Origin of the sequence: Pseudoalteromonas sp. NCIMB 1079, from assembly GCF_040567695.1 — a bacterium.
Lineage (GTDB): Bacteria > Pseudomonadota > Gammaproteobacteria > Enterobacterales > Alteromonadaceae > Pseudoalteromonas > Pseudoalteromonas distincta.
In genome coordinates this window covers 195,995-221,296 of record NZ_JBEWZA010000001.1, presented here as the reverse complement: position 1 = coordinate 221,296, position 25,302 = coordinate 195,995, and the positions used below count along the sequence as shown (strand labels likewise).

At 39.9% G+C, this 25,302-nt stretch carries 22 protein-coding genes and 4 tRNA genes; 15 read left to right on the top strand and 11 right to left on the bottom strand.

The window, feature by feature from the left end:
- Positions 1 to 9: 9 nt before the first annotated feature.
- From ABX891_RS01010 to ABX891_RS01000, 3 genes are all read right to left on the bottom strand, one after another.
- Positions 10 to 693, bottom strand: coding sequence for a ubiquinone biosynthesis accessory factor UbiJ (locus ABX891_RS01010; protein WP_354628751.1), 684 nt, complete (start codon positions 691 to 693; stop codon positions 10 to 12).
- Positions 694 to 704: 11 nt separating this feature from the next.
- Complete coding sequence (gene ubiE / locus ABX891_RS01005) at positions 705 to 1,460, bottom strand: bifunctional demethylmenaquinone methyltransferase/2-methoxy-6-polyprenyl-1,4-benzoquinol methylase UbiE (protein ID WP_024597074.1); 756 nt, start codon at positions 1,458 to 1,460, stop codon at positions 705 to 707.
- Between the two features lie 83 nt (positions 1,461 to 1,543).
- On the bottom strand, positions 1,544 to 2,530 hold the full coding sequence (locus tag ABX891_RS01000) for a GGDEF domain-containing protein (protein ID WP_354630086.1): 987 nt from the start codon (positions 2,528 to 2,530) through the stop codon (positions 1,544 to 1,546).
- Positions 2,531 to 2,864: 334 nt separating this feature from the next.
- Here ABX891_RS01000 and ABX891_RS00995 point away from each other — a divergent pair, with 334 nt between their 5' ends.
- The 3 genes from ABX891_RS00995 (at position 2,865) to ABX891_RS00985 (ending at position 7,805) form a co-directional block, all read left to right on the top strand.
- Positions 2,865 to 4,643: a DUF885 domain-containing protein gene (locus ABX891_RS00995; RefSeq protein ID WP_354628750.1), complete on the top strand. Its 1,779-nt coding sequence runs from the start codon at positions 2,865 to 2,867 to the stop codon at positions 4,641 to 4,643.
- Positions 4,644 to 4,818: 175 nt separating this feature from the next.
- Complete coding sequence (locus ABX891_RS00990) at positions 4,819 to 6,300, top strand: FMN-binding glutamate synthase family protein (protein WP_138489912.1); 1,482 nt, start codon at positions 4,819 to 4,821, stop codon at positions 6,298 to 6,300.
- Between the two features lie 131 nt (positions 6,301 to 6,431).
- A complete protein-coding gene (locus tag ABX891_RS00985) occupies positions 6,432 to 7,805 on the top strand; it encodes an IS4 family transposase (protein WP_024598303.1) in 1,374 nt (457 codons plus the stop codon).
- Between the two features lie 36 nt (positions 7,806 to 7,841).
- Here ABX891_RS00985 and mtnK read toward each other — a convergent pair whose 3' ends face one another.
- The gene (mtnK, locus tag ABX891_RS00980) at positions 7,842 to 9,059 is read right to left on the bottom strand and encodes an S-methyl-5-thioribose kinase (RefSeq protein ID WP_354628749.1); all 1,218 of its coding nucleotides are present in this window, start codon (positions 9,057 to 9,059) and stop codon (positions 7,842 to 7,844) included.
- A gap of 129 nt (positions 9,060 to 9,188) precedes the next feature.
- On the opposite strand from mtnK, the gene mtnA reads away from it, so the two are divergent.
- Complete coding sequence (mtnA, locus tag ABX891_RS00975) at positions 9,189 to 10,214, top strand: S-methyl-5-thioribose-1-phosphate isomerase (protein WP_354628748.1); 1,026 nt, start codon at positions 9,189 to 9,191, stop codon at positions 10,212 to 10,214.
- A gap of 62 nt (positions 10,215 to 10,276) precedes the next feature.
- Here the strand turns inward: mtnA and ABX891_RS00970 are convergent, their stop codons facing one another.
- Genes ABX891_RS00970 through ABX891_RS00960 form a run of 3 tightly spaced genes read right to left on the bottom strand, consistent with a single transcriptional unit; the run spans position 10,277 to position 12,128 of the window.
- Entirely contained in the window at positions 10,277 to 10,819 is a 543-nt protein-coding gene (locus ABX891_RS00970; RefSeq protein WP_354628747.1) for a 1,2-dihydroxy-3-keto-5-methylthiopentene dioxygenase, read from the bottom strand.
- A complete protein-coding gene (gene mtnC, locus ABX891_RS00965; RefSeq protein ID WP_165744892.1) occupies positions 10,816 to 11,502 on the bottom strand; it encodes an acireductone synthase in 687 nt (228 codons plus the stop codon). The genes ABX891_RS00970 and mtnC overlap by 4 nt, the downstream gene beginning before the upstream one ends.
- Positions 11,499 to 12,128, bottom strand: a complete 630-nt coding sequence (locus tag ABX891_RS00960) for a methylthioribulose 1-phosphate dehydratase (protein ID WP_354628746.1) — start codon at positions 12,126 to 12,128, stop codon at positions 11,499 to 11,501. Before ABX891_RS00960 ends, mtnC begins: the two co-directional genes overlap by 4 nt.
- A gap of 108 nt (positions 12,129 to 12,236) precedes the next feature.
- On the opposite strand from ABX891_RS00960, the gene ABX891_RS00955 reads away from it, so the two are divergent.
- The 3 genes from ABX891_RS00955 (at position 12,237) to ABX891_RS00945 (ending at position 15,631) form a co-directional block, all read left to right on the top strand.
- A complete protein-coding gene (locus ABX891_RS00955) occupies positions 12,237 to 13,379 on the top strand; it encodes a methionine aminotransferase (protein WP_354628745.1) in 1,143 nt (380 codons plus the stop codon).
- Positions 13,367 to 14,140, top strand: a complete 774-nt coding sequence (locus ABX891_RS00950; protein WP_024606305.1) for an amidohydrolase — start codon at positions 13,367 to 13,369, stop codon at positions 14,138 to 14,140. Before ABX891_RS00955 ends, ABX891_RS00950 begins: the two co-directional genes overlap by 13 nt.
- A gap of 75 nt (positions 14,141 to 14,215) precedes the next feature.
- Entirely contained in the window at positions 14,216 to 15,631 is a 1,416-nt protein-coding gene (locus tag ABX891_RS00945; RefSeq protein ID WP_354628744.1) for a mannose-1-phosphate guanylyltransferase/mannose-6-phosphate isomerase, read from the top strand.
- Positions 15,632 to 15,661: 30 nt separating this feature from the next.
- Here ABX891_RS00945 and ABX891_RS00940 read toward each other — a convergent pair whose 3' ends face one another.
- The 3 genes from ABX891_RS00940 to ABX891_RS00930 all read right to left on the bottom strand — a co-directional run bounded on the left by ABX891_RS00940 (position 15,662) and on the right by ABX891_RS00930 (position 19,229).
- Entirely contained in the window at positions 15,662 to 17,818 is a 2,157-nt protein-coding gene (locus ABX891_RS00940; RefSeq protein WP_354628743.1) for a response regulator, read from the bottom strand.
- Positions 17,819 to 17,984: 166 nt separating this feature from the next.
- A complete protein-coding gene (locus ABX891_RS00935) occupies positions 17,985 to 18,641 on the bottom strand; it encodes a helix-turn-helix transcriptional regulator (protein WP_004334929.1) in 657 nt (218 codons plus the stop codon).
- 219 nt (positions 18,642 to 18,860) lie between these two features.
- Complete coding sequence (locus tag ABX891_RS00930) at positions 18,861 to 19,229, bottom strand: histidine triad nucleotide-binding protein (protein WP_004334923.1); 369 nt, start codon at positions 19,227 to 19,229, stop codon at positions 18,861 to 18,863.
- A gap of 92 nt (positions 19,230 to 19,321) precedes the next feature.
- Here ABX891_RS00930 and ABX891_RS00925 point away from each other — a divergent pair, with 92 nt between their 5' ends.
- Positions 19,322 to 19,921 (top strand): DUF2057 domain-containing protein, encoded by a 600-nt coding sequence (locus ABX891_RS00925; RefSeq protein WP_004334921.1) that lies wholly within the window; start codon positions 19,322 to 19,324, stop codon positions 19,919 to 19,921.
- A 58-nt stretch (positions 19,922 to 19,979) separates the two neighbouring features.
- On the opposite strand, the gene ABX891_RS00920 is transcribed toward ABX891_RS00925, so the two are convergent.
- Entirely contained in the window at positions 19,980 to 21,821 is a 1,842-nt protein-coding gene (locus ABX891_RS00920) for a M1 family metallopeptidase (RefSeq protein ID WP_354630084.1), read from the bottom strand.
- Positions 21,822 to 21,964: 143 nt separating this feature from the next.
- Here ABX891_RS00920 and murB point away from each other — a divergent pair, with 143 nt between their 5' ends.
- The 7 genes from murB to ABX891_RS00885 all read left to right on the top strand — a co-directional run bounded on the left by murB (position 21,965) and on the right by ABX891_RS00885 (position 25,204).
- Complete coding sequence (gene murB / locus ABX891_RS00915; RefSeq protein WP_354628741.1) at positions 21,965 to 22,972, top strand: UDP-N-acetylmuramate dehydrogenase; 1,008 nt, start codon at positions 21,965 to 21,967, stop codon at positions 22,970 to 22,972.
- Complete coding sequence (gene birA, locus ABX891_RS00910; protein WP_354628740.1) at positions 22,972 to 23,964, top strand: bifunctional biotin--[acetyl-CoA-carboxylase] ligase/biotin operon repressor BirA; 993 nt, start codon at positions 22,972 to 22,974, stop codon at positions 23,962 to 23,964. The genes murB and birA overlap by 1 nt, the downstream gene beginning before the upstream one ends.
- Positions 23,961 to 24,671 carry a type III pantothenate kinase gene (locus ABX891_RS00905; RefSeq protein WP_197099251.1) on the top strand — a complete coding sequence of 237 codons (711 nt, stop codon included), beginning with the start codon at positions 23,961 to 23,963 and terminating at the stop codon, positions 24,669 to 24,671. Before birA ends, ABX891_RS00905 begins: the two co-directional genes overlap by 4 nt.
- Positions 24,672 to 24,797: 126 nt before the next feature.
- A tRNA-Thr gene (locus tag ABX891_RS00900) sits at positions 24,798 to 24,873 on the top strand.
- A 40-nt stretch (positions 24,874 to 24,913) separates the two neighbouring features.
- Positions 24,914 to 24,998, top strand: a tRNA-Tyr gene (locus ABX891_RS00895).
- A 44-nt stretch (positions 24,999 to 25,042) separates the two neighbouring features.
- A tRNA-Gly gene (locus ABX891_RS00890) sits at positions 25,043 to 25,117 on the top strand.
- 11 nt (positions 25,118 to 25,128) lie between these two features.
- Positions 25,129 to 25,204, top strand: a tRNA-Thr gene (locus ABX891_RS00885).
- The last annotated feature ends 98 nt before the right edge of the window (positions 25,205 to 25,302 follow it).

The following is a 25,302-nucleotide window of genomic DNA, read 5'->3' as shown; positions in this document are numbered from 1 at the left end:
AAAAAATCCTTAGCGGGTGTTTGAAGGTAAAAAAGAGTTTAAGAGGGCGTTAATGCGTTGCTCAACGGCAGCGACTTGTCCTTTGAGTTCTCTATTTTTTTGTTTAAATTGCTCAAGTTCTAATGGATGAATAGTAATTGCGAGCTCATCTTGGCATAAACTTGTAAGCATGGTACTTATTTTAGTATTGATTTTGCTGCTCTTTTGTTTTAGTTCTTTTAAATGCAGGTATAACTGCTGAGCGGGGGCATCGCCAATGTATTTAGAAAGTTGTTCAGGCCAATCAATATCAATACCTGAAAATGCATTGCTATAAGTTTGCGCAATGTTTAAATCGTCTTGTAAGTCGAGCTTATCTTGGCGAATTAATTGGGTAAGCATTGCAGGGTTTTTGAGCGCTAAAAGTGTGTCTATATCTGCGCTGATCATACAATCTGCGTTTTCATTGCTTTGAGCGCTGTATAAGTGTAATTGATCAGCACTATAAACGAGTTGGATGCTTTGTTGCCAATCTCTTATTTCAACCACTAAGCGCTTATGTTTAACGGCGTTTAGCTTTTGAGATAATTGTGGGTCCAGGCTAAGCGCTTGATTTAGTACACGCTCAATAAGCGAGAGTACAAAATTAGGTAACATAAAAAACTCAGATGACATTGCACCTTTATTGTTTTTGGTTATTTTTTCAAGCGCCATAACTGCTAGCCTTAATATTTAAAACCACGATGCAGTGCAACAATTCCGCCTGTGAGGTTTTGGTATGTTGTTTGTTCAAAGCCTGCATCTTCCATCATCGCTTTTAATGTGTCTTGATCTGGATGCATACGAATAGACTCAGCTAAATACTTGTACGATTCACTGTCGTTAGCAACTAGCTTACCCATTGTAGGCAATAAATTAAATGAGTAAAAATCGTAAGCTTTACTAAGTACGTCATGTTCTGGTTTTGAAAACTCTAAAACAAGTAAACGACCACCTGGCTTTAAAATGCGGTACATAGAGCGTAATGCTTTGTCTTTATCGGTAACGTTACGTAAGCCAAAGGCAATAGTGATCACATCAAAGCTATTATCTGGGAACGGTAGCATTTCTGCATTCATTTGTACGTAGTCAATATTGCCTACTAAGCCAAGATTATGTAGTTTTTCACGACCAACCTTAAGCATAGATGAATTTATATCGCCCAAAACAACTTGACCGGTTTCGCCAACTAGTTGACTAAATTTTGCCGTTAAGTCGCCAGTGCCGCCGGCTAAATCGAGTACATGATGGCCTTTACGAACACCTGAGCTTGCAATAGTTTGACGTTTCCATAAACGATGCACACCAAAAGACATTAAATCATTCATTACATCGTATTTTGCAGCTACTGAGTGAAATACATCAGCAACCATAGAAGCTTTATCGCCCTCGGCTACTGTTTTATAACCAAAATGCGTGGTCTTTTGTTCGGTTTCGTTCATGACTAATCTCTATCGTGACAATAGAGGTTAGTGTACTTTATTGTACGCAGTAGGTGCAATTTGAATATGATTTATCAGGTAATTTATTGCCCTGCAGTGTAGCTACTTTGCCCTAATGACCGCGCTTTAAAAGCCGCATGAGACGCTTTTTTAGCTAACTGGTTAAAATCATCTTCTTGTAGATGTTGAGCAATTCCTAGAGATAAGCCAATACTAGGTAACTTAATCCCTGTTTTTGAACTAACAAAGCGAAGCTTTTCGACTCCATTTCGGACTTTTTCAGCAATAACATTGGCTGTTTCTGGGTCTATATCGGCGAGTAAAACAGTAAATTGATCTTTAGCTGTGCGGCCAGGCAAGCCACTTTGAAAAACATATTTTTGCACTTGTTTAGCTACTTTATTCAAAATAACTTCACCAATTATATCACCGTAATTTTTAGTAAAGTGATCAAGGTTATCTATTTGAATCGCAATGGCGCAAATAGACTTTTTTTGATTAGTCCATACTTGAGTTTGTTGCGTTAAATAATGGCGTTTATAAAGCCCTGTTTGGCTATCAATAATATGTTGTTTACGAAGTTGATTTAGCTGCTTTTTTGTTTTTTCGTGTAGTTGTTTGGCTTTACTTAGTTCTTGCTTAAATTGCTTGTGTTGATTTAGTAATTCGGCGGTTTGATTATGAAGTACTTCAAGCGCTTGACGGCTTTGTTCTATGTTGTTCTCATCTAGTGAATGTACGCATTCGCTCACCTGACCCGCAAAGCGAATTATCTGTTTTTCAGTAGCTTGAGAATTTTGAGAAAGTGAACTTATAACACCATCAACATTTTGAATCATGTTGACTTGCTCTGTGTGACCGGTATTTAAAAATTCAGCATGGAGCTGTTCAATTAAAACACTGTCTATATTATCTTCAACCGCAATAGCGCGGTCTAAGGCTTTGTTCAGCTCAAGGTTAGTTTGGCTAGTATAGGTATAAACAACTTGATAATTGAGCGGCGTAGGAGAAAGTGCATAGCGCTCTAAAAACACACACACTTTAGTCATCTTCTCTTGTGCAATAGCCATGGAATCATGGAACATCATTTTAAATACCAACTAAGTACGCATAAGTGCAAATTTTAAAATATCTCATTCCATGAGGCGGTTATGCGTCCGAGCTTTTTATTATTTTTTTATACAGTAATCATTATCCGCGCTATTTAAAAGCAAAAACGATAGTTAGGGAACTTAAATTTTACTTTAGCAGCCCAATCGCTGTTTTTCTCATCAATTCGGCTGGTTTTTACTTCTGTTAACGTATGTAGCATTATTTCAATATGCTAGTTTGTCTCATTTACTTGCTATTTCTTTAGCCTACGATAGTTTTATGCAATCTATTGCATCATCAAGTTAAATAATAATGAATCTTTTTTTACCAAAAACGCTTCGCCAAACGCTTCTTGGCATAACTGCTTTATGTTCGTTAAGTGCATGTCAAATAACCACACCCAATGCGGATGAGCAGTTTACTCAAGTAGCACAATCTATTGTTCAATATAGAGAAAGTATAAATCCTTATAGTAGTTCAAAAGGGGTTGATGGCTATTTACTTGCCAATTTATCGCCAGAATTTTTAGCAGAGCAGTACAAAAGTAATACTCAATTATTAGCAGACTTAGATGCCGTAGATGCAACTAAGCTTAGTGACGAAAATCAAATTAACTTAAGTATTATTCGTGCTCAGGTGCAAAATAGCGTTGACGAATATGTGTTTAATGCGCATTACATGCCGCTTACATCTGAGTATGGTTTTCACTCCGGTCTGTCGTACATCGTTAACAGTTCTCAATATAAAAAAGAGCAAGATTTAGAGACACACCTTGCACGTTTAGCACAAATCCCCCGCTTTTTTGAGCAAAATATATATTGGATGAAAAAAGGGCTCGAAACAGGTCTCACCCAACCAAAAGCAGTTTTAGAAGGATACGAAGACTCCATAAGTACTTATATTGTTGATGATGTAACTCAATCAGAATTTTATAAACCGTTTTTAGCTAACACTGCCAGTTTAAGTGAGAGTGACTTTTATGCACTTCAACAGCGAGCTAAAGTTGTTTTAAAAAATAAAGTAATACCAGCATATAAAAGCTACTTAACGTTTTTTACTGAGCAATACCAACCGGGCGCCCGCACAAGTATTGGTATTTCAGAAACCCCTAATGGCAAAGCTTTTTATAAAAACCGTGCTAAGCATTACAGCACTACCGACATGACACCAAAAGAGATCCACGAGCTAGGCTTAAAAGAAGTTGCTCGCATTCGAGGTGAAATGGAAGCTGTAATAAAAGAAGTTGGTTTTAAAGGCTCATTTGCTGAGTTTATTCACTTTTTACGTACTGACCCACAGTTTTACGCAACAACACCTGAGCAACTTTTGAAAGAAGCATCTTACATTGCTAAAAAAATGGATGCACAGCTGCCTAAGTTATTTCATACCTTACCGCGCAAACCTTATGGCGTGGCACCGGTGCCCGCAAGTATTGCCCCTAAATACACAACAGGTCGGTATTCTGGCTCTAATCGAGATGATGAAGCTGGATACTACTGGGTAAATACTTACGCTTTAGATAAGCGCCCTTTGTATGTTTTAGAAGCATTAACATTGCACGAAGCAGTGCCAGGTCATCATTTACAAATATCACTTAATGCAGAGCTTGAAAATTTGCCGAGCTATCGTCGTGATGCTTACCTTTCGGCATTTGGCGAAGGTTGGGGGCTTTACTCTGAATATTTAGGTTTAGAGGCAGGCTTTTATCAAGACCCATATAGCCGTTTTGGTCGCTTAACTTATGAAATGTGGCGAGCAGCACGTTTGGTTGTTGATACAGGGATGCACATGTATGGCTGGAGCCGCGAGCGAGCTATGAACTTTATGAGCGAGAACACCGCGCTTTCGCTGCATAATGTTAAAACAGAAACTGACCGTTATATATCTTGGCCAGCTCAGGCACTGTCATACAAAATTGGTGAGTTAACTATTAAACGTTTACGTGTTGAAGCAGAGCAAGCGCTTGGACCAAATTTTGATATTCGCGAATTTCATCATCAGATTCTTCGCCATGGTTCAGTGCCCTTGTCAGTATTAGAAACACAGGTACGTTTATATATAAAAAATGAGTTAACTAAGCTGCAAAATTAGCTTTGTAGGGCTTATAAACCTTGAACAAACAAAGGTGTTGTGTCATTTTGACCGCAACACCTTTTTTATACCACAGACCTAGTAATGTAGTTTATTTTAGCGACTCCTATCGTCAAAATATTCACATACTACGCATTAGGTATTATTTAATAATATAGCCATCAAGGGGCCTTAGATGAGCAATTTCATTATGTTTAGTATTGACGTATTTGCGAGTATTTTTATTATCGCACTTGGGTTAATTGTGCTTACTGTTATTATTTTTTACTTTCGCGATATAACACAAACAAAACATGCTATTAGGCGTAACTACCCAGTAATTGGCCGCTTTCGATATTTTTTTGAACGCCAAGGTGAATTTTTCAGACAATACTTTTTTGCCCTCGATCGAGAAGAAATGCCATTTAACCGCGCTGAGCGCAGTTGGGTTTACCGCGCAGCAAAAGATGTCGATCGCACCGCTGCATTTGGTTCAACCCAAAGCTTAGAAGTGACGGGTACGGTTATGTTTATGAACTGTGCTTTTCCTACTTTAGATGAAGAGGCACTCGACCCGAGTAATGTTACTTTAGGTCCGTATTGTAAAACACCTTACACCACTAATTCGTTATTTAATGTGTCGGGCATGAGCTTTGGTGCGCTTTCAAAGCCTGCTGTGCGCGCTTTATCAAAAGGTGCTAAATTAGCGGGTTGCTGGATGAACACAGGTGAAGGGGGCTTAAGCCCTTACCACCTTGAAGGTGGCGCCGATTTGGTATTTCAAATTGGTACAGCTAAATATGGTGCTCGAGACGAGCATGGAAACTTAAGCACCGAAAAACTTAAAGAAATAGCAGCTCACGAACAAGTCAAAATGTTCGAGCTAAAAATGAGCCAAGGTGCAAAACCAGGTAAAGGCGGAATGCTTCCAGGGCGCAAAGTTAACGCCGAAATAGCTAAAATTAGGGGTATTCCAGAAGGGCAAGATTCGATTAGCCCAAATGGACACCCTGAAATCAAAAACCCAGCCGACATTCTCGATATGATTGCCACTGTACGTAATGCCACAGGAAAACCAACAGGCTTTAAAGCCGTTATTGGTGATTACACCTGGTTAGAAACGTTATTTGCAGAAATTAATCATCGTGGCATTGAGTCGGCACCCGATTTTATAACAATTGATAGTGCTGATGGTGGTACGGGGGCTGCACCGCAGCCGCTTATGGATTCGGTGGGTTTACCTCTTCGCGAAAGCTTGCCGCTTGTAGTTAATATGCTTGAAAAGCACGGGCTTCGAGATCGCGTGAAAATTATTGCATCGGGTAAATTAATCGTCCCTTCAAAGGTTGCATGGGCATTAGCGCTTGGTGCTGATTTTGTTGTATCGGCCCGTGGTCATATGTTTGCACTGGGCTGTATTCAGGCAATGCAATGTAATAAAGATACCTGTCCGACCGGGATCACTACGCATAACGAGCGTTTGCAACGCGGCTTAAATGTAGCTGATAAAGCGCAACGAGTAGCTAACTATAATAAATACATTCATTACGGAGCCGGTTTAATTGCTCACTCATGCGGTGTAACAAGTGCACGAGAGTTGGCTCGTAAGCATGTACGTATAGTGCAAGAAAGTGGGCTTTCAGAGCCGCTTGATAAAATTTATGAAAACTACAAGTAAGTTTTAACTAACTAGAAGGCGCTTATAGCTGTCTCTTATACACAAATTCCTGCTAAGAAATTAGCGGGGATTTTTTTGAACTAAATCTCAATGTCATGATCAGATCTTCAAATCTTGTTTGAGGGCACATTATGATTAACGAACATACTCATTGGGCAAAACAACAATTCGGTAAATCGGACTTAGGTGATCCAAGAAGAACAGCGCGTCTGGTAAAGTTAGCATCAACGCTTGCAAATGAACCAGGAAAACCACTTGTGAACATCACTCAATCCCCCGCCGATATGGAAGGTGCCTACCGCTTTATTCGCAACGAGAATATTGACGCAACGGCTATAGCAGAGTCAGGCTTTAAAGCCACGGTTGAACAAGCAAAAAGTCATAACTTATTGCTCGCATTAGAAGACACGACCACACTAATTTATAAGCATTCCTCCATTCGAGATGATTTGGGTCATGTCGGACGAGGAGCAAAACAACGAGGCTTGTTAGCTCATAGCGTATTACTGTTTGCGCCAGACACAAAGCAAGTTGTGGGATTAATTGAACAGTCTCGCTGGAGTCGTGATATCAACACGATTGGAAAAAGAGAAAAACACGCGACGACTTCTTACGAAGAAAAAGAAAGTTACAAGTGGGAGTCAGCGTCACGAGCGATGGCAGAGCGGCTGCAAGGACAAATGGCGAACGTGATATCGGTGTGTGACCGCGAAGCGGACATCTACGAATACTTGCAGTATAAACTGACCGAGCAGCAACGATTCGTCGTACGCTCGATGCAAAGTCGTCATATTGAAGAAGGTGAGGATAAGCTCTATGCGTTTGCAAGCGAGCTGATGAGTGCAGGCACCAAACACATCCACATTGCACAAAAAGGAGGAAGAAAAGCCCGAAGCGCAACACTGGATATCACCTATGCGCCAGTGACACTCAAAGCGCCTTACAATAAGAAAGGACACTCCCTCCCAGTTTACTATGTCGGCTGTACAGAGCGAGGAAACGCTAAGAACGGCTTAAGCTGGCACCTATTAACCAGTGAACCAGTCACCAGCAAAGAAGACGCCTTAGCTATCATCACCTACTATGAGCACCGTTGGCTTGTAGAGGAATACCATAAAGTCTGGAAAAGTGATGGTACGGATATCGAAAGTTTACGCCTTCAAAGCCAAGATAACATGGAAAGATTGGTGACGATTAATGGCTTTATTGCGACGCGAATATTGCAACTAAAGTTCACCAATGAGCAGCCTGATTCTCCAAGTTGTGAACAACTGTTATCTCCCAAAGCATGGAAGTTATTGTGGTTAAAGAGAATAAAAACACCATTGCCTGAAACTGCTCCAAATATGTCATGGGCGTATCAGGAACTGGCAAAGTTAGGAGGCTGGAAAGATACCAAGCGCACAGGGCGTGCATCTGTGAAAGTGTTATGGAAAGGATGGCTTAAGTTACAAGCCATCCTGGAAGGCTACGATTTAGCAAAATCTCTTGAGTCAGACTTGTGATCAAGAGACAGCTTATAGCGCCTTTTTTAATGCTTGTTAGTTTAATTGGCTTATTAATAAACTAAAGAATGCTTCTTTGTTGTTGCATGTTTGTGCATTTAAAATAAGTTGCTCGCCTAGTGCTAATGTTTGTTTTTGCACTGTAAGGCGCGCATTGTCATCACTAATTCTATCTATATCGCTTACGTGCGCAAGCCCAATAGTACGCCTAATTAACTCAGCACCACAGTAACCAACAGCATCTTGCAATACGTTTTTCATAAAGTATTGCGCATAGCCTACTGGCGCTAATGATTCATCTAATGTTTTAGTGCGTATTAATTCAAGCCATTGCTGCTCAAATAAACTATAGGTGTCTACGATACAGCTAAGTAAATGTGTTTGGTAATTGCGACGTGCTACAAAGTCATCAATATGCCCTGCTTGTGCGCAGTAATTCAATAGTAAATTACCAATAAAAGAGCCAATATCGAACCCAATAGGTCCAAAAAAACCAAATTCTGGGTCAATCATCTTTGTATTATTACAATCAACAAAAATGCTACCGCTGTGCATATCACCATGAAGTAATGTTTGCGGCTTAGATAAAAAATTAGCTTTTAGTTTTGCTATTTCTAACTTTAATGCGTTGTTTTTTTGTATTGCGTCAACTTCGTTTTGTAGTTGTTTTGGGTAGTTATTGCGTTCGTGCTCAATGTACGGATCGCTAAAAAATAAGTCTTCCGTGATTTGGCAAAGCTCAGGATTAGTAAATTGGCTAACGAGTGCTTTTTTAGTTTGCGCGGTTAAGTAAAAATCTGAATTATAAAAGCCGGTGTGGCTTAAGTAGGTCGCTACATGCTGTGCCAATTTAGGGAATTGCTCTGCATTATTTTGTGCAGTACGCAATATTTGTAAATTACCTAAATCTTCTAAAATAGTCAGGGCTTGTATTTCACTATAATGTAAAACATTAGCAGTATAAGCTGGGCAAATAGCACCATGGTTAAGTAAAACTTGTGCTTCTATACGGGCTCTATCAAGTGTTAATGGCCACGACTCACCCACGCAACGCGCGTAAGGCAGAGCTTGCTTTAAAATAACACTATTGTTTTGCTCATCAGTAATTCTAAATACTAAATTAAGATTGCCATCACCAAACTCATATGCCGATAAGGTTTGTCCGGAATCAAAAAAATTACATTGTTTAGATTCAATTAATGTCGATACGTAATCGATAGCGCGCTGTGCATTAAAAGCAACATAGTTAGTCATGGTTTAAATCTCAAAAATCAGCTTTTAAGCATTCTATACTTTTAAATGTTTAGATGTCTACAAGTCTAGCTTGAGAGTTATTCAAAGTGGTGTAAAATAACGTTACGCATTTTTAATACCTTAAGCATTATGCAAAACTTAATCGCAAGCAGTTTAAAATATGAAAACGGGTCGCTTAGTGTGCTCGACCAATATTTACTACCTCACCAGCAGGTATGGCATCAGTGCCATGATGTAGAAACCATGAAAGAGCTGATCATTAACTTAAAAGTGCGTGGAGCCCCACTTATTGGTTTAGGCGCGAGCTTGTTAGTGGCGTATTTAGCTGAGCAAGGGGTAGTGAAAAGTGAGCTTGAAAAAGCAATCAATGAACTAGAAGCCACTCGTCCAACGGCGGTTAATTTAATGCATTGTATGGCGGCATTGCGAAAAGCTTTAACGCAAAGCGATTATGTTGCCGGTATTGTTAGTACTGCTGAGCGGTTGTTTATTGAAGATATTGAGCTGTGTGAACGAATGGCAAATCGTGGTGCCGAGCTTATAAATAGTGGCGACAACATATTAACTCATTGTAATACAGGGGCGCTTGCAACCGCTGGTATTGGTACTGCACTGGGTGTTATTTACAAAGCGCAGCAAAAACATGGCAACGTACATGTGTGGGTTGATGAAACACGACCATTATTACAAGGCGGCCGCTTAACGGCCTTTGAGCTTGAGCGCTGGGAAATACCGTACACATTAATTTGCGATAATATGGCGGCAAGCTTAATGGCTGCAGGTAAGGTGGATAAAATAGTAGTAGGGGCTGATCGTATTGCCGAAAATGGTGATTTTGCTAATAAAGTGGGCACCTATAATTTAGCCGTACTTGCGTATTTTCATAACATTCCATTTTATGTAGTTGCGCCTATTACCACGCTTGATACCAACACCGCGTGTGGTGATGATATAGAAATAGAGCAGCGTAATCCTCAAGAAGTGCGCGGAGTTAGCGGTAGCTTTGGTGAGGCTTTATGGGCACCCACCAATGCTAATGTATATAACCCTGCATTTGATATAACTCCGGCAAAACTGGTTACAGGGTGGGTATTAGATACAGGTGTGTACAACCAAAGTCAGGTTGAAAATGGCGATCTCATAAAGCTTAAGTAGCTTCGCGATATTTTGGTCCACGTTATGTGTATTCGTGTGGACCAAGGTTTTGAATGACTAACCTATGATAATAACGGAAATTGCTCTGCAATAGACGAGTCAGTGCTTTTTGCTACCCAGCCCTCTGTATTGTTAAATAAGCGAATGGCAGTAAACTCAGGGTCGCTGCCCATATCAAACCAATGCGGGGTAAGTTCAGGCACTGAAATTAAATCGCCTTGTTGGCAAAGTACCTGATAAACCTTATTGCCTAAATGTAGGCAAAATAGCCCTTGGCCTTTTACAAAAAAACGCACTTCGTCTTCACTATGGGTATGTTCAAATAAAAACTTTTTGCGTAGCTCTGATGCGCCAAGATTACCTTTAGCTAGAGATATAACGTCTACTGTTTGATAGCCATTTTCGGCTTTTAACCGATCTATATCGCTTTTGTACGCACTAATAATTTGCTCATGGGTGGTGTGCTGATTAATATCTGCATTTGCTTGCCACTGTTCAAAACGTACGTTTACTTTAGCTAGTTGCTTTGCAATATCATCAGCATTTGATGTGCTTACAAGTGCTTTGCTTGCATCGTTGTCAGCATATATTGTTAATTGACTCATACTAATTGCTCCAATTTAAATTGGCTAAAGTCATTAATATAAGGGTGTGCTTTAGTGCTTGCTTGCCCATCACGAATTAAATGTATTGTTTTTAAGCCGGCAGCTTGCGCGGCATCAAGCTCGCCGGCTACATCACTTAAAAAGAGTATTTCTGCTGCTTTAAACGGTAACAGCTCAACAATGGTGTTATAGGCCATTTGCTCTTGTTTTGCGCCAACTTTGGTGTCAAAAAAGTCAGTAAACAAGCTGCGAATGTCACCATAATCACTGTATTTAAAAAGTAGCTGCTGCGCTTTTACTGACCCTGACGAGTACACATATAAAGCTATATCGCTGTTGTACTGAGCTTGTAAAAAATCAAATGCATCTGGGTATAAATGCCCTTTAAAATCACCGTGTTCATACCCTGTTTGCCAAATTAAGCCTTGTAATTGCTTAAGTGGAGTGATTTTTTTATCTTCATCAATCCAGGTAAGTAAAGTGCTAATGACTTCTTCAATATCGGCGTTTGGCTTTTCGATAAGAGCTTTTATGGCACTAATTTGCTCAGCTACATCTGGCTTATTAGCATTGGCACGTACAAAGGTAGGTAATTGTTTTGCTGCGTAAGGAAACAACACCTCTTTAACAAACGAGATACGGGTTATTGTGCCTTCGATGTCGGTTAAAATGGCTTTAATCATTTAGTTACTCCCGCTTGAATACCTATTATTTTTAAGCGCTCTAGTTCGCAACTAAATAAAAACTCTAAGGCTTCTAGGTGGCGACGAACTTCATCAATATTACGCCCTACTGCATATAAGCCATGGCCACGTATCAGTACGCCGTGCTCTATAGGTGTATGTAAATGATGGTCACTAACCAGCAGGCTTAATCGGTCAATATCTTGATCGTTATCGAAAATAGGAATGCTCAGCGTTTCTAAATGCGAAGTAAAGCCGCTCAGTGCTTTTTGCATTTCATAGCCTGTTAAATCAAGCTGATGCCCTTGGGTAATTTGCGACAGTACGGTAGCGGCTACAGAGTGAGTATGCAAAACACACTGCGCATCAGGTATAAGCTGATACAAACTTAGGTGTAATTGTGTTTCTGCCGATGGTTTTGCAGCTCCTGCTAGGCGCTCGCCTTGGTGATCTAATTGCAAAAAATGCGCTTGCGTCAGTGAGCCTTTATCGTGCCCACTTGCTGTAACAACAAAGCCAGTGCTAGTACGAGCTGAAAAGTTTCCGCCTGTTGCGGGTACCCAGCCTTTTTGGCTAACCCATTTTCCGGCTTCAATAAGTTGTGAAATAGCGGTATTGTTTTGCATACATTCCTCACTAATGAGCGTAAAGTTAATTGTTTTTAGACGGCTATACTTCTGTTTTAAGCAATGATAGCATCGCTTTAAGCGCAAAACCATCATTAAGGGCATTACGTGTTTGAAAGTAAATTACCAAATTTAAGCGTTAGTATATTTAGCCAAATGAGTGGGTTGGCTAATGAGTTTTCGGCAATTAATCTCTCTCAAGGCTTTCCTGAGTTTGATGCTCCTGATCTTTTAAAAACGCAGTTAAATTATTATGTGCAGCAGGGCGTTAATCAATATTCACCTTCAAGTGGTGTACCACGATTACAGCAACAAATTGCTGATTTAGCAAAGCGCAAATATGCAGCTGATATAAACGCAGCTGATCAAGTGACTGTTACCTCGGGTGCAACAGAGGCATTGTTTGTGGCTATTCAAACAATTGTACGCCCCAGTGATGAAGTGATCGTATTTGACCCTGCATATGACTCTTACCAACCGGCAATTGAACTCGCTGGCGGAAAGTCGGTACACATTGCTTTAAGTGCGCCAAACTACACCATTGATTGGCAAGTAGTAAGCCAAGCAATTACTAAAAATACCCGCGCAATTATTATAAATACACCTCATAACCCAAGCGGTAAAATATTACAGCCACAAGATATAAAAGCGCTTAAAGAGTTAGTTGGTACTCACAATTTATATGTAATAAGCGATGAGGTATATGAGCACATTACGTTTGATGAACAACCGCATTTAAGTGTATTACGCGATGATGAATTATTTACTAAAAGCTTTGTTGTATCGAGTTTTGGTAAAACGTTTCACAGCACGGGCTGGAAAATGGGGTACTGTATTGCACCTGCAGATTTAGCTATCGAATTTAGAAAAATTCATCAGTACGTTACGTTTTCTAGTTTTACCCCCGCACAGCATGCGCTTGCCGATATGCTCGAGCAGCAAGGTGAGCATATAGATGAGCTAAGCGGGTTTTATCAGCAAAAACGCGACTTATTAGCGAGTCATTTAAGTAACAGCCGTTTTAAAATTTTACCTAGCCAAGGCACTTACTTTTTATTATTAGATTACAGTGATGTATCGGATTTAAACGATGTTGAATTTTGCCATTGGTTAGTTGAGCAAGCCGGTGTTGCGGCTATTCCGTTAAGTGTTTTTTATCAAAATCCACCAACCAACAAAGTAATTCGTTTATGCTTTGCTAAAAACGACAACACTCTCATAGAGGCTGCGCAAATATTATGTCAACTTTAACCATTACAGCATTGCAAAGCTCGCTTTATTGGCTTGATAAAGATGCTAATTTAGCCATGTTTAATAAGCAGCTTGAAGCAATTACGCATCAGCCCGATCTTATTTTACTGCCCGAAACATTCTCGACTGGCTTTGCTATCAATTTAGATTGTGCAGAGCCTGAAAACGGTAAAGTACTGACGTGGTTAAAGGCGCAGGCTCATAAACATAATGCGGTTATTGCGGGTTCGGTACTTGTTGCACAAGGCGATAAAAAAGCGAATCGGTTTTATTGGGTAAAACCCGATGGTGAGGTGAGTTATTACGATAAGCGCCATTTATTTCGCTTAGGCAGCGAGGGCGATTACGTTGTAGCAGGGCAAGCGCGCAAAGTTTTTGAAATCAATGGTTTTAAACTATTACCGCAAGTATGCTATGACCTGCGCTTTCCGGTATTTCAACGTAATAATAACGACTACGATGTAATGATAAACGTAGCAAATTGGCCTGCTGTACGCCGCCATATTTGGGATACGTTACTTATGGCGCGTGCAATGGAAAACCTCTGTTACGTAGTAGGTGTTAATCGCGTGGGGGAAGACGGTAATGGTGTGGCGCACAATGGCGGTACAGCGGTATACGACTTCAAAGGCGATGCATTAACTAAAGCGCAAGATGACGCAGAGCAACTAGTTACTATAACACTTGAAAAAGCGCCACTGGATGAGTTTAAAGCAGCGTTTCCTGCCTATTTAGATGCAGACTCTTTTACATTAATATAAACACGTTAATTTAGCGCAGAGCCAATAAAGTGTTAAAATAATCGCTGATATTTTTGTTGGCGGCTAATGTACATTATGAACACTTTAATCACTCCTGTAATTTTAGCAGGTGGCATAGGCTCTCGCTTGTGGCCGCTTTCTCGCCAAGCAATGCCTAAACAATTTTTACCACTACTAAATGAAAACACGTCATTGCTACAAAGTACGTTGGCGCGTGTTTCTGATGAGTTGTTTGATAATGCTATTTTAGTGTGTAACGAGCAGCACCGATTTATTGCCGCCGAGCAGGCTGAAAGCTCAATTCCTACTGCGTTATTACTCGAACCTAAAGGTAAAAATACCGCGCCTGCCATCGCATTAGCCGCCCACTATGCACTACAAAATGGGATTACTGGTCCGCTATTAGTGATGCCTGCCGATCATCATATTAAAAACTTTGATGTATTAACGGCTAAGCTCCCTGAAGTTGTAAAACTTGCTGAGCAAGGAAAGCTAGTGACGTTTTCGATTACTCCTACAGAGGCGCATACTGGCTATGGTTATATAAAACAAGGCGCGGCTATTGCTGGAACGGGTTGTTACGATGTTGCACAATTTAAAGAAAAGCCTGACTTAGATACAGCGAACCGTTATTTAGCTCAAGGTGGTTATAGCTGGAATAGCGGCATGTTTTTATTTACCCCCACAGCCTACTTAAAAGAGCTCGAGCGGTTTGCGCCAAAAATAGCAACGAGTGTCGCTGCAGCGGCGCAATTTACCAAAGATTTAGGGTTTACCCGCCCAAGCAACAGTGCGCTTGAACACTGCCCAAGCGATTCAATTGATTACGCCATTTTAGAGCGCAGTAATAACGTAGTTGTTATGCCTGTTGATTTAAAATGGAGTGATGTAGGTAGTTTTTCATCCCTTGATGCGCTTACAAAAAAAGATGAAAACGGTAATAACTTAAATGCTAATTATATGGCTCAAAAAAGCACTAATAACTTAGTTATTAACGAGGCTGAACACACTATTGCCACGCTTGGAGTTAGCAATTTAGCAATTATTCATACTCATGATGCCACGTTAATTGCAAACCAAAATGAGCTAGATTCTCTGCCTTTGTTGCTTAAGAAAATTGCTACAACACAGGCTGATAAACTTAATCATCATCAAGTGGTTTTTCGCCCGTGGGGGAATTACCGTACTTTGGTTGAAGGCACTGGCTTTAAAGTTAAAAAAATTACTGTAACCAGCGGTGCTAAGCTTTCGACGCAGCGCCATCAGCATCGCGCTGAGCATTGGGTGGTGGTTTCGGGTATTGCAGATGTGTGTATTAATGAGCAAGCGTATACGCTAACGCACGACCAATCGTGTTATATCGCCGCAAAGCAAATTCATAGTTTGGCTAATAATCAAAAAGAGCTGTTAATAGTTATTGAAGTGCAAACCGGTGCTGTACTTGATGAAAGCGATATAGAGCGATTTGATGATAAATATGGAAGAGGCTAATCATTAGCTTTTTTTAAAGCTAATTCACTATTACTCTAACTGCCCACGCACAAACTTTAAATATTGCTCTAAGCTGCGTTGCCACAGATCTAGCGCTTCATCAAGCATATCGTTATGTGGCTTTTTCTCGAGTAAACGGCGCTCTATTTTTTTAAGCTCAATACCATAGCGATTAAAACCAAGTTGCAGAGCGGTACTTGCTTGGCGATGTAAAAGCTTAATGCATTGCTCTGGTTGTTGGTCAATAAGCTTTTGACAGCGAATTAGCTTGTTGCGGGCTGAAAGCACAAATTCATTATAAATTGAAGACACTTCATCTTCACTAAATGAGCTGGTGAGTGTTTCGGCCGCTGTTTTGTCATACAAGGTATCAATAAGCTCTACTGCAATGCTCGCAGTTTGATTAGATTGAGAGTCACTAAGTGCTTGGCGAAGCTTTTCATGCTTAATAGGCTTGCCTACAATGTCTTTTATTCCTAATTCTAAATACTCTTTTACTTCGTCAGGGCTAAGGCTTGCAGTAAATGCGAGTACTGGCGTTCGTTGATTTTTATGATCAATGCGTTTTAGACGTTTAAGTACTTCTTGGCCTGTTAAATCAGGTAGGTTCATATCAAGCAAAACAACATCGAAGTGGTGAGCTTGCATGAGCTCTATGGCACTTTTCCCATCTTTTGCGAGCTTAATTTTGTGTTCATCGTCGGCCATAAATTCTATAGCAATTTTTTGATTTAAATCTAAATCTTCAACCAGTAATACATCAAGACCTGTTAAGTAATCTTTAGTTTGATGGCGCTGCTCTACAAGGCTTAATTCACCTAAAGTAAAAGTAACGGTAAAGCTAAATACACTACCAGTACCAAGCTGGCTGGCTATTTCGAGTCGGCTACTGAGCTTTTCAAGCAGGCGGCTAGTAATAGCTAAACCAAGGCCGGTTCCGCCTTTTTCTTTTCCTGCGCTACTTTGTACATAAGGTTCTGTTAAGTAGGCTATCTCGTCATTTTCTATACCTGGTCCTGAATCTTTGACACTAATTTTTATAGTGTGCTCAAGTTGTTTTTCTAATACTAAATCAACCTGAATTTTAACGGTTCCGTGATCTGTAAATTTAATAGCGTTACCGACTAAATTAATAATTATTTGTCTAAGTTTTTGTTGGTCGCAGTAATAACAGGCTTGCTCAGGAATATTATAGATAAGCTCAAATTTTAGCTGCTTTTGCTCGGCCATTGGGCTTAGTAATAAACATAAATTATTAAGCCATGTTTTAAATTCTACATCTTCTTCGTAAAGCGCTTCGTCACTTTGATCTAGGCTCGCGTAATCAAGGACCTTATCTACCAACAAGTTAAGTGATTCGGCCGAATTTATAATTGCCTCGCAATAGGCTTTATTGCGGGTATCACTTGTTTGGTTCATAACAAGTTGGGCGCTGCCTAAAATACCGTTTAGTGGGGTGCGAATTTCGTGGCTTATTGTTGATAAAAAGAGCCCGCGTATTTCTAAGTCTTTTTGTGCTTTATCGGCGAGTTTATTGAGGTGCTGTTCTCTGCGCTCATTACATAATAACGCCATACCTGCAGCATAAAACATGGGCGCAATTACCCCATTTAAAAATAATAAAGAGCTAAACCAGCCGTTTACTAAAAGATTTTTTTGTTCAATGTTATCCATAAATAACGAGCGGCCGATAAAGCTCAAAGCAACAAGCGTTAAAATGGTTATGTATACAATGCTGCCATTAGGGTAGGGTTTGCGCGCGTACTTAATAAATATAAAGAGTAAAAAGCCGGCTTCTGCTATGTGTTGTATATCGGATGCAATCACTCTTTCGTGTAGAGATGGGTCAAAAAAGGTGTAATAGCCAAGCATTACAGTGCAAAAAGCGGTTACTGAGCAAAGTAATTTAAAACCAATGCCGTGATAATTTAAAAACTGACTGAGCGATAAACAATGCACTATTGATGCGGCAAACATCATGCTACTGGCAGCGCTAATAATTACTAAATTATGTGTATCACCAACAAGAGTAAAACCAATAACAGAGCCTAAAAGCAATATGGGATAGAAAATGTATAGCAGCGTGCCCGATATTTGTTTGTTCGTTCGCCATGTTAAAAAGTTAAGTAAGGTCATTACAACCATGATGGCGATGCTGGCAAAATAAAGAGTGAAAGAGTCGAGCATTAATATTCCAGCAAAGTAGTTTTAAACTAAGATTATTAAAAGTATACACTTATACCAATTATCAAAACAGATCACTTAGGCAAGCAAATTGGTATTAAATAAGTGTGTAACACATACAAAAACAGACACCTAAGTGTCTGTTTTTAATTTTAAACTAAATATATGATTAACGAATTTCATCAGGGATATTTTGTTGTGCCCAAGATAGGAGCTCAATACGGTTACGACATTTAGTTTTTCTAAATGCGCTATATAAATGTGTTTTAACTGTGTGTGGACTGATACTTAAATCTTCTGCGATTTCTTTATTCTTCGAACCTTTACTCATTAATGAGATTATTGCTTTTTCTCGCTTAGTAAGTTTAACAGGCTCAATATCGCCTTCGGTTAGTTTATGCAGCGCATCTTTATTAAATTGCAGCATACGATTTAATGCATTACACATAATATCGCGACGGTACCAAAGCTGATCTTCAAGTAGTAAACGAATACCTTTCATTAATACATCGGCGTTATCTGTTGTGTAAAATACGCCACGAATACCGCTCAACAATGCACGATTAGCAAGCTCAGGGTTCTCGTCTAGATTAAATAATATGATATCGCATTTAATACGTAGGTTTACTAGTTGTTCTTTTAGTTTTCCCCATGCATCCTTGCTAGATGTTTCGATAAACAAAAGTCGAGTCCCTTCAGGTATATCTAAAATATTAGTACCCGTGGTTACGTCAAGGCCTTGCGTTTTTAACAAAGGTTCTAAAACGTTAATACCAATAGTGTTAATTGGCTCTTGATCTAATAACAAAAAGGCTGAACTGCTCATGTTTTTATACTCTTTTATAAAGCTGACTGTTTAAGTTTATCACGACTTCCGCACCTTTTGTATTAGAAAGTAGCTGAAGCACTCAATAACAAATACGATTTTACGATTATTTAAACATAAAATGTTGCAAATAAGTAATCACTTATTCTTTATAACCATGAAAAATCATAACATTTGTAACTAATTGGTTGAGCAGAATAGTTAGATAAAAATATTTAATTAATTTACTTTTTTTACATTTTGGTAGGGTGGCCACCCCATTTCTTTACCGCCAAGCATATGTAAATGTATGTGATAAACGGTTTGTCCACCATGTTCATTACAGTTCATGACCACGCGGTATCCGTCCTCAGCAAAATTGTGCTGCTTAGCTAATTTTGCCGCAACAACGTATAAATTGCCTACTAAATGTGAGTTTTCAGGATTTATATCATTTATAGTAGCAATTGCTTTTTTGGGGATAATTAACACATGAAATGGCGCCTGTGGGTTTATATCTTTAAATGCGAGGGTGTCTTCATCTTCGTAGACAATGTCGGCCGGAATTTCACGATTAATTATTTTGGTAAAAATAGTCTCTTGGCTCATAGTGTGTTCCTAATTAAGTGTTATGAATTTTAAGCTCACTAATGACAAACTTTCAAAGCAGTGTCAAACTGAAATCAAATAAAGGAGTTAATATGCTTAAACCAATTTTAATAAGTAGTGCAGTTGCATTACTACTTAGTTTTTCGGCTAATGCTGAAAACATTCACTTTCCAGAAGAAATTGTACCACTACAAGTGGGTGATAAAATGCTAGAAAGCTCTTTGTTTAGCCGTATTGATGATGTAGAGCTTGCGCCAGGAACTTACCAGCTTAGGCTAAAATATACCGATTTATATGAAGATGATTATGACACGCATGAAGTTGTGGAGTCGGAACCATTTTGGGTAAGTGTAACTGTTGAAGCAGGTAAAGATTATACCTTAGTGTTTAATCGTGCTGAAAATGCAGTATCTGCAAAAGTATTTGCAGAAGCACCACAAGTTAGTTTAAAAGCAAAAAGTAGCGCTGTTGCTAAGCCTTTAAGTGTTATTTCTAACACGCAGCTAGCAAGCAATAAACCGGTAATGCAAAATACAATGCCTGCAGGACCTTCTCGTCCTAGTCAGCCAATAAAGCCGATAGCACCCATTACAGGTAAAGGCATGCCAAGTGCGCCGCAAATGCTTGATTTTTGGTGGCAACAAGCCACAACTGCAGAGCGTAAAGCTTTTTTAGAAAAAGTGACAAAGTAGAAAAATAGCAAAACAAAAGGGCCAAATTTGGCCCTTTTTAGTTTCTAGTTAACGCTATTTATTCAAATAATGCGTCAATAGTACCTTGCGCAAGAGGGTGATACCCAGGGCGTGCTTTTAAGTACACGCTTTGTGCCCAGTCTTTTTTACCGTTAGTGATAAGTGATTTATATAACGGCACAATTAACTTACGACGGCCAATACCTGATAAGTGCTTATTAAGCGCAGGATAAATTGGTTGATAACCATTACCTACTGCTAGCATAAACCAAGCAAACGCACGTTCAGCGTTAGTTGATTGCGTTAGGTTAAATTCACTATCAAGCTCGCTCATTTTCTCTATGCTTAAATCGCGTGGTAAGTTATTTAAAAAGTGTAGCCACTCATGTACAGACCAATCAGCCGTTGGTAGTTGAGCTGCTGTTGTGTCGCCTTTCAACCATGCTGCTGTTGCAGTATCTACTTTATCAAATGCATCAGACGTAGGGTTTGGCGCATCACTTGGTAAGCCAGGCTCAAAAATCCATTCGTTTACTTTATCCATACTTACAACACCAGGGTACTTCTCAATTAAGTTAGCTTTTAAGTAAGTAACAAATTGCGCGGTAGTAAGTGATTTAAACGAAAACTCTTTAAAGTACGCTTTTACGAACGGGTCAAACTTATCGCGGCCATATTTGTTTTCTAGATAGATTAAAAATAACTGACCTTTAGTGTAAGGCACTGAGCTAAACGCATCGTCTGGGTCGCGGCCATTAAGCTTTAAATTAAGGCGTGTATCTGGTGCATCAATTGTTTTAATTTGTGCGCGTAAAGACGCTGAATCAAGTGCTTGTTCCATAACCGCACGGTCACGACCAAATACTTCTTCCATAATGCGGTTTTCAACGTACGAGGTAAAACCTTCGTTTAACCATAAATCTTCCCACGTTGCGTTCGTAACTAAGTTACCTGACCAAGAATGAGCAAGCTCATGGGCAATAAGGTTAACTAAGCTTTTATCACCAGCAACAACCGTTGGAGTTATAAACGATAAGCGTGGATTTTCCATGCCACCAAACGGAAAACTTGGCGGTAGCATTAATAAGTCGTAGCGACCCCATGCATATTCGCCGTACATAGCGTTTGTTTTGTCGATCATGGCTTGGGTGTCGTCAAATTCAGCAACTGAGGCATCTAAAATTGTAGGCTCAGCAAATATGCCAGTTTGGTGCGACATTGCTTTAAATTCTAAGTTACCTGCGCCAATAGCAATTAGGTAAGGTGAAATTGCTTGTGGCATATCAAAAATGTAGTCGCCATCTTTATAAAGCGCATCTTTGTTATCGGCACTCATTACAGCACGTATATCTCTTGGTGTATGAATTCGTGCAGAGTAAGTTACACGCATTGCGGGTGTATCTTGCACTGGGATCCAACTACGTGCATGAATTGCTTGCGATTGGCTGTACATAAATGGATGTGTTTTACTTGCCGTTTGCTCTGGTGTTAACCATTGCAGGCCAGATGCTTCTGGACGACTGTTGTAGTAAATACGAACTAATTCAGCTTGGTTTTTAAACACAATAGTAAGCTTTGAACCTTTAACGTCATCTCGCTTAGCTAAATCAAAAGTCGCTTTTTTCCAGTTGCCGCTTTGCTCTTTGTACATTACTTTATCAATGTCTAAGTCGCGGGTATCAAGTACGAGAGTTCTACTTTTGCTGTTGTTCCACTGAAGAGTATGCTCTACAAAACCTTCTAACTGCTTGTCGGCAAAATCGACATCTAAATCAAGGTTTAAGTGAGTAGTAACAACATCATCAAGGTTAGCATACGAGTTTTGGTCAATCGCATTAGCCATTGCTTGCGAACACATACCCGCCATAGCGAGGCTTAAAAAAAGAGGTTTAATTTTCATCATTACTCTGAACACAAATAAAAAAGTGCTGGTTTTATATCACGATTGACACGGCGGGTTGAGTGATTTTTACAATCTAGTGCCACATTTGCGACGATGAGGTAAACTATTGCGATTAGTTACCGGTATTTTTAGAGAGCTTTGTGGCGCATTCATTACACTCCTTACATACATTCGCATTAAACAGCCAATGCCAAAATTTTGTTGAAATTACTCAGCTTGAGCAACTTAAAACGCAAAATTTTAGTGCCCCGTTTTGTTTGCTGGGCGAGGGCAGTAATACCGTATTTTTAAATGACTACATGGGTACGGTTATAAAAATAGCTTTAAAAGGTATTAAAATTACCGAGCGCGAGAGCGACACACTAATAAGTATTGCCGCAGGCGAAAACTGGCATCAACTAGTTAGCTATTTATTAGAGAAAAATATACCAGGGCTTGAAAATCTAGCACTTATACCGGGCACTGTTGGCGCATCGCCGGTACAAAATATTGGTGCTTATGGCGTTGAGATAGCTAAATTTGTTGAGTTGGTAGAGTACTTTGATATAACCACTAACACTATGCATTCATTAAATAACGAGCAATGTGAATTTGCTTACAGAGACTCAATATTTAAACATGCCCTTAAAAATAAAGCGGTGATCACGCAAGTACACTTAGCGCTCCCAAAAAAATGGCAACCAGTATTAAATTATGGCCCTTTGCAGCAGCTCTCAAGCATCACCCCGCAAGCTGTATTCGATCAGGTTATAAAAACGCGTAATAGCAAATTACCTAACCCATATACACTTGCCAATGCGGGCAGCTTTTTTAAAAATCCAATAATAACCAACCAGCAGTTAGCTGAGCTATTAAAGCAATTTGCCGATTTACCTCATTACGAATATGGGCAAAGTCATCACAAGGTCGCAGCAGGCTGGCTAATCGATCAAAGTGGTTTAAAAGGGCACCGCGAGGCTGGTATAGAAGTGCATCAACAACAAGCTCTAGTACTTGTTAATCATGGAAATAGTGAAGGCAGCGACCTAATAAAAATGATTAAACACATTCAGCAAGTTGTTTATAGGCGTTACAACATTAAGTTAGAGCATGAAGTACGTTTAATTAATGCACGCAGCGAATGCCATATTAACGCGGAGCCTAAGTAATGAAAGCACCTGATGGGAACAAACTCGCTATTTTAAATGCACTCAACCAAGGAGGCTTTGTATCTGGCCAAGCCTTGGGTGAAACGCTAGGTATTAGCCGAGCTGCGGTAAGTAAACATATTAAAACGTTACAAGAAATGGGCTTGGATATTTTTAAAGTGACTGGCAAAGGCTATTGTTTGAATAGTCAGGTGGGCCTTTTAAATAAAACGCAAATTGATCAGCACTACAAAGCGCTAGGTGCAAATACTGCCGATGTAGAAGTACACCCTATTATTGATTCGACCAACAGCGAGCTCATGCGCCGTATACAGGCCAAAACAGCGCTTGAGTCTGGCACTGTTATTGTTGCTGAAATGCAGCAAGCAGGACGTGGTAGACGCGGCCGTGTTTGGCAGTCCCCATTTGGCGCTAATCTGTATTACAGTTATTTTTGGCGTTTAGATGACGGCTTACAAGCTGCAATGGGCGTATCAATTGCAGTAGGTCTTGCTGTTTATGATGCTATTAAAGCGTTATACCAAGTTGACGTAGAACTTAAGTGGCCTAACGATATTTATATAAATAAGCAAAAACTTGCAGGTGTATTGGTTGAATTAGATGGACAACCGCAAGGACCTTGTCAGTTAGTGATTGGTATCGGTATTAATTTACAAATGCCTGAGAGCTTTAGTCAGCATATAGACCAAGCGTGGACCGACTTAAATCAACATACTCAAAAGCTCGATAAAAACCAACTTGTGGCTTCTCTTACTCACCATTTAGAGCAGCGTTTAGCGCAGTATCGTCAAACGGGTTTGCAAGCCATGTATGAGCAATGGAATTCGCTCAATGCGTTTGCTGGTGAATATGTTGAACTAAATACAGGACACCGAAGTTGGCGTGGAATATGTGAAGGTATTGACGCACAAGGTGGAATACGAATTCGCCAAGACGGGGAAGTAAAAAGTTATTACGGCGGGGAAGTCTCCCTTAGAAAGGCGCAATTATGAGATTATTGATCGACGTAGGAAATACATCATTAAAAGCTGTATTGTGGCATAACGAGCAAGCACAACCGGCAGATATAAATAACCTGCCTTGGTTACAAATAACCGAAGTGATTTATGCATGTGTAGGGCGCAGTGATTTACTAAACAATATTCTCGCGCAAGCGGCTAGCAATAATATTATTTGCTTTGAAGCCAAGGTAACCAAAACGCTTGGAGATCTTGTATGCGCTTACGAGCATGTAGCTAACTTAGGCATAGACAGGTGGCTTGCGCTTATTGCTGGATTTACGTTATATCCAAACACAGCATGCATTGTTGTTGATGCGGGTACTGCGACAACAATTGATGTGCTTAGTAGTGAAGGGTTGCATTTAGGTGGCTGGATTTTACCTGGGCTTGATTTAATGACCTCATCACTTACACAAAATACTCAACGTGTTTTTGATGATGGTAAAACTCCATTTACCAATGAACTGGGTAAAAATACGCCTAATGGTTTAAAAAATGGTGCTTTAGTGGCAACCATTGGAGCAATTGAGCAAGCTAAGTTGCACTTAATGGATAAAAAAACAGAGAAAAAAGTACAATTAATTTTTGCTGGTGGCTATGGCTTGCTTTTACAACAGCAATTTGAGGGAAGTATTTTTGATTCATTACTCGTAATGAAGGGGTTAAATTACTGGCACCAGCTAAGCAAAACAACATAAAAAAGTGCAAAAAACGTGTTTTCGCGTGAATATTGAGCATTTAAACTAAAAATTTACACTTTTTTTAATTTTATAGTTGCATCCCAATAAACCTTACTCTAATATCTCGCCCCGTACTAAAGCAGTGCCGACTTAGCTCAGCTGGTAGAGCAACTGACTTGTAATCAGTAGGTCAACCGTTCGACTCGGTTAGTCGGCACCACTTTCCTTTTACCGGAAGTGAATTAGTAGAGAATTATCGTGGAGGGGTTCCCGAGCGGCCAAAGGGATCAGACTGTAAATCTGACGGCTCAGCCTTCGCTGGTTCGAATCCAGCTCCCTCCACCACTTTATTCTTGACGGTTAGAGGTAGTTTAAGAACAGATTTTTATGCGGGCATCGTATAATGGCTATTACCTCAGCCTTCCAAGCTGATGATGCGGGTTCGATTCCCGCTGCCCGCTCCAGTTCTTGTGTTGCTGATATAGCTCAGTTGGTAGAGCGCACCCTTGGTAAGGGTGAGGTCGGCAGTTCGACTCTGCCTATCAGCACCAGTCCTAAGAATCTCCTTGATTACTTCCTTTATCTGTCAGAAAATACTATTTGAAAAAGATTAACTTAATCTACCTTTGGTGGATTATTTTCATATGTA

Excerpts from the sequence above, each read along its gene's own strand:
- ABX891_RS00985 (WP_024598303.1), top strand. The coding sequence starts at position 6,432 with ATGATTAACGAACATACTCATTGGGCAAAACAACAATTCGGTAAATCG.
- ABX891_RS00935 (WP_004334929.1), bottom strand. The coding sequence starts at position 18,641 with ATGAGCAGTTCAGCCTTTTTGTTATTAGATCAAGAGCCAATTAACACT.
- ABX891_RS00925 (WP_004334921.1), top strand. The coding sequence starts at position 19,322 with ATGCTTAAACCAATTTTAATAAGTAGTGCAGTTGCATTACTACTTAGT.
- ABX891_RS00990 (WP_138489912.1), top strand. The coding sequence starts at position 4,819 with ATGAGCAATTTCATTATGTTTAGTATTGACGTATTTGCGAGTATTTTT.
- mtnA (WP_354628748.1), top strand. The coding sequence starts at position 9,189 with ATGCAAAACTTAATCGCAAGCAGTTTAAAATATGAAAACGGGTCGCTT.
- ABX891_RS00950 (WP_024606305.1), top strand. The coding sequence starts at position 13,367 with ATGTCAACTTTAACCATTACAGCATTGCAAAGCTCGCTTTATTGGCTT.
- ubiE (WP_024597074.1), bottom strand. The coding sequence starts at position 1,460 with ATGAACGAAACCGAACAAAAGACCACGCATTTTGGTTATAAAACAGTA.
- ABX891_RS01000 (WP_354630086.1), bottom strand. The coding sequence starts at position 2,530 with ATGGCTATTGCACAAGAGAAGATGACTAAAGTGTGTGTGTTTTTAGAG.
- mtnC (WP_165744892.1), bottom strand. The coding sequence starts at position 11,502 with ATGATTAAAGCCATTTTAACCGACATCGAAGGCACAATAACCCGTATC.
- ABX891_RS00970 (WP_354628747.1), bottom strand. The coding sequence starts at position 10,819 with ATGAGTCAATTAACAATATATGCTGACAACGATGCAAGCAAAGCACTT.
- birA (WP_354628740.1), top strand. The coding sequence starts at position 22,972 with ATGAAAGCACCTGATGGGAACAAACTCGCTATTTTAAATGCACTCAAC.
- ABX891_RS00905 (WP_197099251.1), top strand. The coding sequence starts at position 23,961 with ATGAGATTATTGATCGACGTAGGAAATACATCATTAAAAGCTGTATTG.
- ABX891_RS00930 (WP_004334923.1), bottom strand. The coding sequence starts at position 19,229 with ATGAGCCAAGAGACTATTTTTACCAAAATAATTAATCGTGAAATTCCG.
- ABX891_RS00995 (WP_354628750.1), top strand. The coding sequence starts at position 2,865 with ATGAATCTTTTTTTACCAAAAACGCTTCGCCAAACGCTTCTTGGCATA.
- ABX891_RS00920 (WP_354630084.1), bottom strand. The coding sequence starts at position 21,821 with ATGAAAATTAAACCTCTTTTTTTAAGCCTCGCTATGGCGGGTATGTGT.
- ABX891_RS01010 (WP_354628751.1), bottom strand. The coding sequence starts at position 693 with ATGGCGCTTGAAAAAATAACCAAAAACAATAAAGGTGCAATGTCATCT.
- ABX891_RS00940 (WP_354628743.1), bottom strand. The coding sequence starts at position 17,818 with ATGCTCGACTCTTTCACTCTTTATTTTGCCAGCATCGCCATCATGGTT.
- ABX891_RS00960 (WP_354628746.1), bottom strand. The coding sequence starts at position 12,128 with ATGCAAAACAATACCGCTATTTCACAACTTATTGAAGCCGGAAAATGG.
- mtnK (WP_354628749.1), bottom strand. The coding sequence starts at position 9,059 with ATGACTAACTATGTTGCTTTTAATGCACAGCGCGCTATCGATTACGTA.
- ABX891_RS00945 (WP_354628744.1), top strand. The coding sequence starts at position 14,216 with ATGAACACTTTAATCACTCCTGTAATTTTAGCAGGTGGCATAGGCTCT.